This window comes from Gordonia sp. GONU (assembly GCF_024733855.1).
Taxonomy (GTDB): Bacteria; Actinomycetota; Actinomycetes; order Mycobacteriales; family Mycobacteriaceae; genus Gordonia; species Gordonia amicalis.
On the sequence record NZ_JANRHB010000017.1, the window covers coordinates 63,093 to 75,349 of the forward strand.

Consider the following 12,257-nt stretch of genomic DNA (forward strand, 5'->3'; position numbering starts at 1 on the left):
CGGCCACACCGGCACGACCACGCAGATATGTGCCGGGTTGTGTGCCGCCGCTTGATCGAATCAGCGTGGAGTGCAGAGCGCACCCGCGCATACGACTACCGTCGACGCATGGCCACCGACACCCCCCTTGCGCCGGTCGACCCGTCCAGCCCCGACGAACATCCCGAGGCGCCCCGGCGGACCCCCACCGCGGCGGACCGACGTTCCCTCGTCCTCCTCGACAAGATCAGGCGCCCTACCGGATTCGGCCGCAATGCGCCGCACATCGCGGGCACCGTCGTCGGTGTCCTGGCGACGATCGCGTTGCTGTCCAGCCTGTTGCCGGCTCTCCGGCATCTGATCCACGACCCCCGGCGCTACGTCGACGACTACATCATCACGCTGCCCGACACGAGCTTCGCGTGGGCGTTCGTCCTCGCCCTCATCGCGGTCGCCCTGTCGGCGCGCAAGCGGATCGCCTGGTGGATCAGCGTGATCTACCTCGTACTCTTCATGGTCGGCAACGTGCTGTACCTGATCCCGGCACTCGAGGACGACCTCGACGTGACGGCCTGGGACCGGACCAACATCTACATCGGACTGGTCATCGATCTCGCCGCGCTGGTCTTCCTCGTGGCCACGTATCGCCAGTTCCACACCCGCGTCCGCCGAGGCGCGATCCCGGCCGCGATCGCGACCCTGATCGTGGGACTCGGGATCGCCACGTTGCTCGGTTGGGCGCTGGTGTGGGCGTTCCCTCACACTCTGACCCGTGGCGACCGGCTGCCGTACGCGTTCAACCGGGTGGTCGCCTTCAGCGCCATCGATCAGGACGCCTCCTTCGACGGTCGCCACACGCACGTCTTCGTCAACGGTCTGCTGGGCTTGTTCGGGGCCCTCGCACTGATCGCCGCGGCTATCGTGTTGTTCCGGTCGCAACGCCTGCGGTGGCTCATGACCGCCGAGGACGAAGCACTCATCCGTGCCCTCATCACGAGGTTCAACGACGACGACTCGCTCGCCTACTTCTCGACGCGCCGAGACAAGGCGGTCGTGTTCTCGTCCGACGGTCGGGCAGCGATCACCTACCGGGTGGAGATGGGCGTCGGGATCGCCGGCGGTGACCCGATCGGCGATCCCGATTCGTGGCCCGACGCCATCGCCGAGTTCCTCACTCTCTGTGAGAAATACGGATGGCATCCGGCGTCCATCGGATCGAGCACGCGCGGTGCGGCCGCCTACGATGCCGCGGGCTTCATGTCGCTCACCATCGGTGACGAGGCCATTCTGCACACGCGTGAGTTCAGCCTCAGCGGTCCGACGATGAAGGCCGTGCGCCAGGCCGTGACCCGCACCCGCCGTGCAGGCGTGACGGTACGCATCCGCCGGCACGGCGAGATCTCGACAAGCTCGATCGGCGGAAGGCCGTCCGAGATGGAGAAGGTCGTCGCGCGTGCCGACGACTGGCGCGACACCGACGAGGAACGCGGTTTCGCGATGGCGTTGTCGCGCATCGGCGATCGCGCCGACGACAACTGCCTGCTGGTCGAAGCCGTCGTCGGTGAAGGCACCGCCGACGAGGAGGTCGTGGGCATGCTCTCGTTCGTCCCCTGGGGACGACGCGGTGTGTCCCTCGATCTGATGCGTCGGGACCGGCAGGGACCGAACGGTGTCGTGGAGACGATGGTCGCCGAGTTGTGCCGCAACTCCGAGCAATTGGGCATCACCGAGGTCTCGCTCAACTTCGCCGCCTTCCGCGCGTTCTTCGAGCAGGGGCCGCAGATCGGTGCCGGCCCGATCATGCGCATGGGTTACTCGGTGCTGATGTTCGGCTCCCGGTTCTTCCAGATGGAGTCGCTGTACAAGTCGAACGCCAAGTACCTGCCGGACTGGGAGTCGAGGTACCTGTGCTTCGAGGACAATCGCATCCTGCCGCGCGTCGGTCTGGCCGCGATTCTCGCCGAGGGGTTCATCACGCTCCCGAAGTTCGGACGGGCCAAGCACTACACCGAAGGGGAGCCGTCGATCCCGGCCGGCGTCGACGCACCTGCGTTGATCGCCGAACTGGAAGCCGAGGCGGCGACCCCCGAGGGCGCGGTCGTGCACCGTCCCGAACAGGTGCGGGTCCGCCTCGACAAGATGGACCGGCTCGTCGAGCGCGGATTCGATCCGTATCCGCCCGCCGACCAGCCCACGCACACCGTCGCGCAGGCGAGGACCGAACCCGCGGGCAGTGTCGTGACCATCGCCGGCCGCGTCACGCGCCTGCGAGACTTCGGCAAGGTCGTGTTCGCCGACATACACGACTGGTCGGGCGAGGTGCAGGTGCTCGTCGAGGATTCGCGGGTCATCCCGGGAACACCCGACTTCGGGACCGACGTCGACCTCGGCGACCTCATCCAGGCCCGCGGGGTCGTCGGCACCAGTCGTTCCGGTGAACTGTCGATCCTCATCGACGCCTGGCGGATCAACGGCAAGTGCCTGCGACCTCTGCCGGACAAGTGGGCGGGACTGACCGACCCCGAGGCGCGCGTGCGTCAGCGCTACGTCGACCTCGCGATCAACGAGGAGAGCCGGAAGAACCTCGCGATCCGCAGCCTGGTGGTGAAGTCGATGCGCGACTTCCTCGCCGCGCGCGGCTTCCTGGAGGTCGAGACGCCGATGCTGCAACAGATCCACGGCGGCGCCAACGCGACCCCGTTCCAGACGCACATCAACGCCTACAACCTCGACCTCTATCTGCGGATCGCGCCGGAGCTCTACCTGAAGCGTCTGTGTGTCGGCGGAGTGGAGAAGGTGTTCGAGATCGGCCGCAACTTCCGCAACGAGGGCGTCGACTTCAGTCACAATCCGGAGTTCACGAGCCTGGAAGCCTATGAGGCGCACAGTGATTACCTGAAGATGTTGGACCTGACCCGCGAGATGATCCAGAATGCGGCCACCGCGGCCTACGGTGAACCGGTCATCATCCGCACCGACGCCGACGGAAACGAAGTCCGCGTGGACATCTCGGGGGAGTGGCCGGTAAAGACCGTCCACGGGGTCGTCTCCGAGGGTGCCGGTGAGGAGATCACCCCCGAGACCCCGGTCGAGACGTTGCGGGCCGTGTGCCACCGCCTCGACATCAACTACCGCCCGGATTGGGATGCCGGCCAGATCGTCCTCGAGCTCTACGAGCATCTCGGCGAGGACCGCACGACCTTCCCGACGTTCTACACCGACTTCCCGACGTCGACCTCGCCGCTGACCCGCGCGCACCGCAGCAAGCCGGGCGTTGCCGAACGCTGGGACCTGGTGGCGTGGGGTGTGGAGCTCGGCACCGCGTACACCGAACTGACCGATCCGGTGGAGCAGCGCAAGCGTCTCACCGAGCAGTCGATCCTGGCGGCGGGCGGCGACCCGGAGGCGATGGAACTCGACGAGGACTTCCTGCAGGCGCTCGAGTACGCGATGCCGCCGACGGGCGGGCTCGGGGTGGGCGTCGACCGTGTGGTCATGCTCATCACTGGTCAGTCGATCCGCGAATCGCTGGCCTTCCCGCTGGCCAAGCCACAGGACGCCTGAGCCGCGGCTTCTGCTGGTTGAGCCGGTAGCGAGCGGAGCGAGCCACCGCGTCGAAACCTCGGGCACACTGGTCAGGTGCACGAGACGACGCCGGACCCCGGCGATGACACAGCTCCGGGGGAGTTCGTCACCGTCGGCGGACATCGGCTGCACGTGCTCGACCAGGGGTCGGGACCTCCGCTGCTGTTGATGGCGGCGTTGGGCAGCAACTGGTTCGACCTCGACCCGCTCGTCGCTCGTCTTGCGGCGTCGTGGCGGGTGATCCGGTACGACCGGCCGGGCTACGGGTTGTCGAGTCCGGTCGACCGTCGGCACCATCCGACGCTTCTCGGCGAGATCGAGCGGATGGTCGCGGTACTCGATGCCCGTGGGATCGACGAACCCGTTGTCGTGGTGGGCCATTCACTCGCGTCGCTGTACGTGGAGGCGTTCGCCCGGCAGTACCCCGGCCGCACCGCGGCCGTGGTGGTGCTCGACGGCTCGTATGTGCTCGTCCCCTGGCGCCTGGTCCCGCTGTCGTTCCGGGTCGGCAACGCGCACCGGGCGGTCGGTGCGGCGCGAGCGGTGACCAGCCGCGTCGGCATCCGACGATGGCCGAGCGTGCAGGTGTGGGCACGGGTCGTGCCGGCACCTCCGGAGGGGCTCGGTGAACAGCAACGGAGATGGAGCAAGCGGGTCTTCGGGCAACCGCCGTTCCTGCTGGCGATGCTCGTCGAGAACGCGGCCTTCGGCGCGATGAACAGGACCCTGCGGGGTCTACGCCGCAGCAATCCGATGCCGGACGTACCGGTCGAGGTGGTGGTGGCGTCGACGACGATCCCCGGATGGCGGCTCTTCTGGGAATGGAAGCAACGGCGCTACGCGGACACTCTTTCGGCAGACGAGATCGTCGTGCTGCCCGGCGCGAAGCACTTCCTGGTCTCCGAACGCCCGGACGACGTCGCGGAGATCATCGACGGTCTGCGTGGAGGGGTTCGAACCGAACCTACCCGCGAGTAACCAGCTACTTGCGGTAACACCTAAACTGGTCGGCATGAGCGAGCTGACCTTCACCCCGACGGCCGATCTCGTGGACGAGATCGGGGCCGATGTCCGTAGTTGCGACACCCAGTTCACGCAGTACGGCGGCAACCGCGAGTTCGTCGGACGCGTCACCACGGTCAAGTGTTTCCAGGACAACGCCCTGCTCAAATCCATCCTGAGCGAGTCCAACCCGGGCGGCGTGCTCGTGATCGACGGTGATGCGTCGGTGCACACCGCGCTGGTCGGTGACATCATCGCCGAGCTCGGCCGTTCCAACGGCTGGGTGGGCATCATCGCCAACGGTGCCATCCGCGACGCCAAGACCATCGGCGGGATGGCGATCGGCGTCAAGGCGCTGGGCACCAACCCGCGAAAGTCCACCAAGACCGGCGCCGGCGAGCGTGACGTTCCGCTGACCATCGGCGGCGAGACCTTCAACCCGGGCGACATCGTCTACTCCGACGACGACGGCATCGTGCTGGTCGCCCCCGACAGCTGATCGTCCGGATCTCGACCGAACACCCACCAACCGCCCAGAGCCGGCACTTCACCGAGGAGCCCGACATGCCGAAGCCCACCGCCGATTATTTCGCCCGTCTCGGTGCTCTCGTCGCGATCGACGACGCCGCGAGCCGTCCCACCCGGCCGGTGCTGGAGGCGTTCAGCGGCACCGAGATGTCCACCATCCCGGTCGCGACGGCCGAGGATCTCGAGACCGCGGTCGACCGTGCCCGGCAGGCCCAGCAGGGATGGGCCGCCCGGACCCCGGCCGAGCGCGCCCAGGTCATCGACAAGTTCTCCGCTCTGGTCTATCGCAACGCCGAGTCGCTGATGGACATCGCGCAGGCCGAGACCGGCAAGGCCCGTATCTACGCGCAGGAAGAGGTGCTCGACGTCGCGATCACCGCGCGTCACTACGCGACCAACGGCCCGAAGCTGCTCGCCGATCGCAAGGTCAAGGGCATGCTGCCCGGCGCCACCAGTGTCCGGGTGCGTCATCTGCCCAAGGGCGTCATCGGCGTCATCAGTCCGTGGAACTACCCGCTGACGCTGGCCGTGTCCGATGCGGTCGCGGCCCTCGTCGCCGGCAACGGTGTGGTGATCAAGCCCGACAGCCAGACGCCGTACTGTGCTCTCGCGCTCGCGGAGTTGCTGTACCAGGCGGGTCTTCCGCGTGAGCTGTACGCCGTGGTGCCGGGACCCGGCGGCGTCGTCGGGCAGGCGATCATGGCCTCGACCGACTACGTGATGTTCACCGGCTCGTCGGCGACCGGGGCAACCCTCGCCGAACAGGCGGGCCGGCGACTCATCGGGTTCTCCGCCGAGCTGGGCGGCAAGAACCCCATGGTCGTCACCGCGAACGCCGACATCGCGAACGCCGTGCAGGGGGCTGCACGCGCGGCGTTCTCCAACTCCGGCCAGCTGTGCATCTCCATCGAGCGGATCTACGTCGACAAGCAGATCGCGGACGAGTTCGCTGAGCGGTTCGCCGCATTTGTCTCGATGATGAAGCTCTCGGGCACTTACGATTTCACCGCCGACATGGGCTCGCTCGCTTCGGCGGCGCAGATCGACACCGCCGAGGCGCACGTCCAGGACGCCGTCGCCAAGGGGGCGAAGGTCCTCGCCGGCGGCAAGCGCCGCCCCGACCTCGGCCCGTTCTTCTTCGAGCCGACGGTGCTCACCGACGTCACCGACGACATGGTCTGCTACGGCAACGAGACCTTCGGACCGGTCGTCTCGATCTATCCGGTCGACTCCACCGACGAGGCCGTCAAGCTCGCCAACGACACCGAATACGGGCTCAACGCAAGCGTTTTCGCGGGCAGCAGCGCCGAGGCGCAGGCCGTCGCCGAACGACTGCGGGCCGGCACCGTCAACATCAACGAGGGCTACGCCGCCGCCTGGGCCTCGACCGCCGCACCGATGGGTGGCATGGGCATCTCCGGAGTGGGCCGACGCCACGGCGAAGAGGGCCTGCTCAAGTACACCGAGGCACAGACGATCGCCGAGCAGCGCTTCATCGGCATCGACCGCGCCCCGTTGGTGCCCAAGAACATCTACCGGGCGATCACGCCGACGGCGGTCCGCGCGCTGAAGTATCTACCCGGCCGCTAGATCTCGATCTCGCCGTTTCGCCACGACCCGGCACCGGGTCGTGGTTACCGTGACTCCTGTGACCCCGATACGTCGTGAACGCAGGACACTCATCCGAACATCGGCCCGCGGGCTCGTGGCGATCACCGCGTCGGCGGCTGCGGTCGCCGGGATGTTCGTCGCGGCCCCGGCGGCACATGCCCAGGCGCCGCTGCAGGTCACGACTGTCGCCGGCGGACTGACCATACCGTGGGGTGCGGTCGTCGCGCCCGACGGCACGGTGCTCACCGGTGAACGCGCGGGACGATTCGTCGCGGTGCGCCCCGGCGGACAGCGGGTGAACGTCAACGCCGACCTGTCGAAGATCTTCGCGGTCAACGAGGCCGGCCTGATGGGACTCGCCCTCGATCCTCGCTTCTCCGACAACCGGCGCGTGTACTCCTGTCAGGCGGAGTACACGGTGCCCGGCGCGTTCGCCGTGCCCGAACCGCTTGCCGGTGCGCCCATTCCGGCGCCGCAGACGGGCCAGACCACCAGGGTGGTCTCGTGGCGCGTCAGCGCGGACTGGACGCGGATGGTTCGGGAACGGACCCTGCTCAGCGGTATCCCGGTCAACTCCTCGGGCAGTCGTGCCGGTTGTGGCCTGGCCGTGACCGCCGACAGTATCTGGGTCGGTACCGGTGACTCCGGTATCCCGTCGGTAGCGCAGGACCGGAAGTCGCTGGGCGGCAAGGTCTTGCACATCGGCCTCGACGGGAGGCCGGCGCCGGGGAATCCGGATCCGCGCAGCCCGGTGTACAGCCTCGGTCATCGGAACGTGCAGGGCGTCGCGGTCGCTCCGGGCAGCGGTCGGGTCTATGGGATCGAACAGGGCACGAGTCGGGACGACGAGCTGAACCTCATCGTCGCGGGAGGCAACTACGGTTACCGCCCGGACCGCACCCCCCTGATCTACGACGAGTCGGTGCCCATGACCGACGCCGTACGGGTCCCCGGCGCCATCGGTCCGGTGTGGAGTTCGGGCGCGCCGACGATCGCGACGCCGGGCATCGCGTTCCTGCCGGACAGCGGTTGGGGACCCTACAGCGGCGGGCTGGTGGTGACCGCACTGAAGGGGCAGCGGCTGGTCTTCCTCAAGCTCTCCGAGGACGGTCGCCGCGTGGTCTCGAAGACCGAGGCGCTCGAGAAAGTGCACGGCCGGTTGCGCGGTGCGGCCGTGGCGCCCGATGGTTCGCTGGTCTTGACCACGAGCGACGGGGACGGGTCGGATCGGATCCTGCGGGTGCGCTGGGCGGGCTGACACGTGCGAACGACGCGGTTGACGACCTTCCAGCGCGGTCCGTACACCTTCGACGTGATCGACGCCGGTCCGCTCGAGGGGGAGCCGATCGTCTTGCTGCACGGCTTCCCGCAACGTGCCGGTTCGTGGGATCTCGTCGCTCCGCTCCTGCACGACAGAGGTTTTCGCACGATCGCCCCGGATCAGCGCGGCTACTCGCCGGGGGCTCGACCCACCGGGCGGCGCGACTACATGCAGGCCGAGCTGGTGGCAGACATCGTGGCCATGCTCGACGCCGGGGATATCGATGACGCGCACATCGTCGGACATGACTGGGGCGCGGCGGTGGCGTGGACACTCGCGGCTCATCACCCCGATCGCGTGCGAACGCTGACCGCGCTGTCGGTTCCGCATCCGGGGGCGTTCATGCAGGCGATGCCGCGTGGTCAGATTCTTCGTTCCTGGTACATGCTGGTGTTCCAGATCCCGGCGCTGCCCGAGAAAGTACTCGGCCGGCTGATGACCTCGCGGCCGGATTTCGGTGTGCAGATGGGGCTTCCGGAACCATTCGCCTCGCGGGTCGCCGCCGAGATCGCGGAGTACGGCGCGCTGCCCGGAGCGTTGGGTTGGTATCGGGCGATGTTCCTGCCGGACAAGCGGTCGGCACCCGCGCGGGTGAAGGTGCCGACGACATACGTCTGGGGCGACCACGACCCGGCTCTGGGCGGGGCCGGCGCCCGACTCTGCTCGGGGTGGGTCGATGCGCCGTACGACTTTCTGGTCCTTACCGGCGCCGACCACTGGCTGCCGGAATCCTGGCCCGACCAGGTCGCGGCGGCGATCATGTCCCGGGCGAACACTGCCGCCGTGCGCGACGGGGCATAACCCTCCGTCACTGTTCGCATCCGGAATGTTGCCGAAGTGAACAACCGACATCGCAGCGACCTGCACCTTTGGTGACCGACAATTCAGCAGAGACCGGATCCGAGCGACCGGCCCCTCCGGTGATGCCCGACGCCGTATGGTCGAAACAGACAGCTCGAACGGTGACTATGTAGCAGCGCGTAGGCACAAGAGACGACCGACGACCCCTTGTGAGGTCTCGTGACACTGATCGATTCCCGACCCACCCCATCCCATGGCTGAACGCGGCGCGACTCCCCGGGTGTCGCCGTTGCGACGAGGGTTTCTCGGCGCGATCCGGCACCTGTTCAATCCCCTGCACCCCGACGATTACCTGGAGCTGATCAACCCGCTCTGGACCACTCGGGAACTCCGCGGCCGGGTCGTCGAGGTACGACCCGAAGGTGCGGACGCGGCCACGGTGTGGATCAAACCGGGTTATGAGTGGCCGGGGCATCAACCGGGACAGTATGTGCGTCTCGGGGTGGTCATCGACGGGGTGTTCCATTGGCGCGCTTACTCGTTGACCTCCGACCCGCATCCGCGCGACGGCCTGATCAGCGTGACGCCGAAGCTGGTCGAGGAGGGAAAGGTCTCGCCCTACCTCGTCCATGGCATCCGGCCGGGTGAGATCGTCCGGCTCGGCGAGATCGAAGGCGTGTTCACGCTGCCCGATCCGCTGCCGGAGAAGATGTTGTTCATCAGCGCCGGCAGCGGCATCACCCCGATCATGAGCATGCTGCGCGACCTCGATCATCGCGATCGGGTCGACGACGTGGTGGCCATCCACTCGGCGCACAGTGACGACCAGGTGATGTTCCGGGCCGATCTCGAGTCGATGGACGACCGGCACGACGGGTTCGACCTGACGTTGCGCATCACCGGTCGGGACGGGCGGATCAAGGCCACCGACCTCGACGAACTCTGCCCGGACTGGCGCGAGCGAGAGGCGATGTGTTCGGGTCCGCGAGAGTTGCTCGACAGTCTCGTCGAACACTGGGAATCCGAAGGCGTCGGGGACCGAATCCACCTCGAACGTTTCCAGCCGATCATCGGTGGGAATGCGGGTGAGGGTGAGGGCGGCACCGTCCGGTTCACCCGCAGTGACACCGAGGTCACCTGCGAGCCGGGTATGCCGATCCTCGTCGCGGGGGAGGAGAACGGTCTGGAGCTGAAGTTCGGCTGCCGGATCGGTATCTGCCACACCTGCACCGGGGTTCTCAAACAGGGGAACATCCGCGATCTGCGCACCGGTGAGGTGAGCTCGCCGGAAGGGCAGAGCATCCGCATCTGTGTGAACACCGCCGAGGGAGACGTCGACGTCGAACTCTGACCGAAGGTCAGACGCCAGACCTCTGACCTCTGACCGGGAGGACCGAAGTACATGACAACCACCGATTCCGGACAGCGCGTGACCAGCCCGTTGGCGCACCTCGATCAAGAAACCATCGATCGACTGGCCGAGGAGTTCGACGCCATCCACGACGAGGTCTACGGCGACCTCGGGGACCGCGATCGTCGCTACATCAAGACCGTCATCGCCACCCAGCGGCAACTCGCCGCCCTCGGGCGCATCGTGTTGCTCAACTCGCGCTCGCGGGGCGCCTGGGTCGCGGGTACCGCATGCCTCGGTATGGCCAAGATCCTCGAGAACATGGAGATCGGCCACAACGTGATGCACGGGCAGTGGGATTGGATGAACGACCCCTACATCCACTCGTCGGTGTGGGACTGGGACACCGCGTCCACCGCCGAGGCATGGAAGCACTCCCACAACTACATCCACCACACCTTCACCAACATCCGTGGCAAGGACAAGGATCTCGGCTACGAGATCATGAGGATCGATCCGAACCAGAAGTGGCATCCGGTCTATCTGCTGCAGCCGTTCTACAACGTCCTGCTCACGGCGTTCTTCGAGTGGGGCGTCGCGCTGCACGATCTCGATCTCGAGGCGATCCGACGCGGTGAGAAGCCGATGTCCGAACTGGTCGAGGATCTCAAGGGCATCGCGGGCAAGATGCGCCGCCAGATCGTGAAGGACTACCTCGGCTGGCCGGCGATCAGCGCGGGCGCATTCCTGCTCAGCCAGGCAGCGACGGGCGGCGCCATCCGGCAGCCGTCGACCTCGCGGATCGGCAACGTGATCCGACGACGAGGTGGCCGGCGGGCGCGTGCGGCCGCGAAATTCGCCGACCAGGTGCTCCCGGGTGCGGAGAGCACATTCCTGCGCACCCTGGCCGCGAACTTCACCGCGAACATCATCCGGAACGTGTGGGCGCACGCGATCATCTTCTGCGGCCACTTCCCGGACCAGACGTACACATTCAGCCAGGAAGAGGTCGAGAACGAGACGCGGGGCGGCTGGTATGTCCGGCAGCTCGTCGGTGCGGCCAACATCGACGGCAGCCCTCTGTTCCACATCATCAGCGGCAACCTCGGCTACCAGGTGGAGCACCACCTGTACCCGGACATGCCGAGTACCCGGTACTCGGAGGTCGCCCCCAAGGTGAAGGACATCTGCGAGCGCTACGGATTGCCTTACAACACAGGACCTTTCGGTCAACAGTGGGGCCAGGTGCACCGGACCATCGCACGTCTGGCACTTCCCGGTGGCAAACCGCGCCCGAAGCCGGGTCCGTACCACCGGCCGCCGCACTCGAAGGGTGGAGAGCCCGCCGTCAGCGAAGCCGCGCGCTTCCGCGGCCGGCTGCCCGCCGACCATCCCAACGCCGGACCCGAGCACGAGTCGGGTGGCGTGGAGGTCTCGCCGCCGCCGCGGTAGCGATCAGCGCAGGACGCGACGCAGGATGACGAACACCAGCATCGCCACGACCGCCGCCAGTCCCGCGTAGGCGGGGGTGAGGTTGGTCGTCGGCGGTTCGGTGGGCGCGCCGGACCGCAACTGTGCGAAAGTGGCCCGGGCAGCATCGGATTCGGCGACGACATCGACCGGCGGGTGCGCCGGGACGGACGTCGGAGGCGGTGTGGAGGTGACCGGCGGAGCAGGAGGCGCGGCCGGGGCGGCGGCAGGCACATCGGCGACGGGGGGTGCCGACCTCGGTGGTGCCTTCTTGGCCGGCGCCTTCTTCGCAGGTGCCTTCTTGGCGGGACCGGCACCCGAGGCCTTCTTGGCCGCCGGGGTCTTCTTCGCGGGAGCCTTCTTGGCGGCCTTCTTCGATGGCAGTCTGTCGCCACCGGACTCGGCCGCGGCTCGCTCCGGCGCCGCCTTCTTGCCCGGCGTCTTCTTGGGTGCGGGCTTCTTCGGGGGCGCCTTCTCGGCGGGGGCCGGTGACGATTCGGCAGCCCCGGAGTCGGCCTCCGGGGGAGTCATGGGAAACAGGGTCGGCTCGTCGTTGTTCGCGTCGCCGTCGGACGGCGTGACGTTCGGCTCCTGCTCGGTCATACGGCG

9 protein-coding genes are annotated in these 12,257 nt (G+C 67.5%); 8 read left to right on the top strand and 1 reads right to left on the bottom strand.

The window, feature by feature from the left end; genetic code table 11:
* The first annotated feature begins 108 nt into the window (after window positions 1-108).
* The 8 genes from lysX (at window position 109) to NWF34_RS15975 (ending at window position 11,630) form a co-directional block, all read left to right on the top strand.
* Window positions 109-3,543, top strand: a complete 3,435-nt coding sequence (gene lysX, locus NWF34_RS15940; RefSeq protein ID WP_258325483.1) for a bifunctional lysylphosphatidylglycerol synthetase/lysine--tRNA ligase LysX — start codon at window positions 109-111, stop codon at window positions 3,541-3,543.
* 75 nt (window positions 3,544-3,618) lie between these two features.
* A complete protein-coding gene (locus NWF34_RS15945) occupies window positions 3,619-4,542 on the top strand; it encodes an alpha/beta fold hydrolase (protein WP_258325484.1) in 924 nt (307 codons plus the stop codon).
* 34 nt (window positions 4,543-4,576) lie between these two features.
* The gene (gene rraA / locus NWF34_RS15950) at window positions 4,577-5,065 is read left to right on the top strand and encodes a ribonuclease E activity regulator RraA (RefSeq protein WP_006437731.1); all 489 of its coding nucleotides are present in this window, start codon (window positions 4,577-4,579) and stop codon (window positions 5,063-5,065) included.
* Window positions 5,066-5,130: 65 nt separating this feature from the next.
* Window positions 5,131-6,684 carry a succinic semialdehyde dehydrogenase gene (locus tag NWF34_RS15955; RefSeq protein WP_258325485.1) on the top strand — a complete coding sequence of 518 codons (1,554 nt, stop codon included), beginning with the start codon at window positions 5,131-5,133 and terminating at the stop codon, window positions 6,682-6,684.
* Between the two features lie 58 nt (window positions 6,685-6,742).
* Window positions 6,743-7,963 carry a sorbosone dehydrogenase family protein gene (locus NWF34_RS15960; protein WP_258325486.1) on the top strand — a complete coding sequence of 407 codons (1,221 nt, stop codon included), beginning with the start codon at window positions 6,743-6,745 and terminating at the stop codon, window positions 7,961-7,963.
* A gap of 18 nt (window positions 7,964-7,981) precedes the next feature.
* Window positions 7,982-8,827 carry an alpha/beta fold hydrolase gene (locus NWF34_RS15965; protein WP_258325487.1) on the top strand — a complete coding sequence of 282 codons (846 nt, stop codon included), beginning with the start codon at window positions 7,982-7,984 and terminating at the stop codon, window positions 8,825-8,827.
* 253 nt (window positions 8,828-9,080) lie between these two features.
* Window positions 9,081-10,178: a ferredoxin reductase gene (locus tag NWF34_RS15970; RefSeq protein ID WP_258325488.1), complete on the top strand. Its 1,098-nt coding sequence runs from the start codon at window positions 9,081-9,083 to the stop codon at window positions 10,176-10,178.
* A 51-nt stretch (window positions 10,179-10,229) separates the two neighbouring features.
* A complete protein-coding gene (locus NWF34_RS15975) occupies window positions 10,230-11,630 on the top strand; it encodes an acyl-CoA desaturase (RefSeq protein WP_258325489.1) in 1,401 nt (466 codons plus the stop codon).
* A gap of 3 nt (window positions 11,631-11,633) precedes the next feature.
* On the opposite strand, the gene NWF34_RS15980 is transcribed toward NWF34_RS15975, so the two are convergent.
* Window positions 11,634-12,251 (bottom strand): hypothetical protein, encoded by a 618-nt coding sequence (locus tag NWF34_RS15980; protein ID WP_258325490.1) that lies wholly within the window; start codon window positions 12,249-12,251, stop codon window positions 11,634-11,636.
* Between the last annotated feature and the right edge of the window lie 6 nt (window positions 12,252-12,257).

Coding starts and splice junctions, on each gene's coding strand:
- lysX (WP_258325483.1), top strand. CDS start 109: ATGGCCACCGACACCCCCCTTGCGCCGGTCGACCCGTCCAGCCCCGAC.
- rraA (WP_006437731.1), top strand. CDS start 4,577: ATGAGCGAGCTGACCTTCACCCCGACGGCCGATCTCGTGGACGAGATC.
- NWF34_RS15955 (WP_258325485.1), top strand. CDS start 5,131: ATGCCGAAGCCCACCGCCGATTATTTCGCCCGTCTCGGTGCTCTCGTC.
- NWF34_RS15970 (WP_258325488.1), top strand. CDS start 9,081: ATGGCTGAACGCGGCGCGACTCCCCGGGTGTCGCCGTTGCGACGAGGG.
- NWF34_RS15975 (WP_258325489.1), top strand. CDS start 10,230: ATGACAACCACCGATTCCGGACAGCGCGTGACCAGCCCGTTGGCGCAC.
- NWF34_RS15980 (WP_258325490.1), bottom strand. CDS start 12,251: ATGACCGAGCAGGAGCCGAACGTCACGCCGTCCGACGGCGACGCGAAC.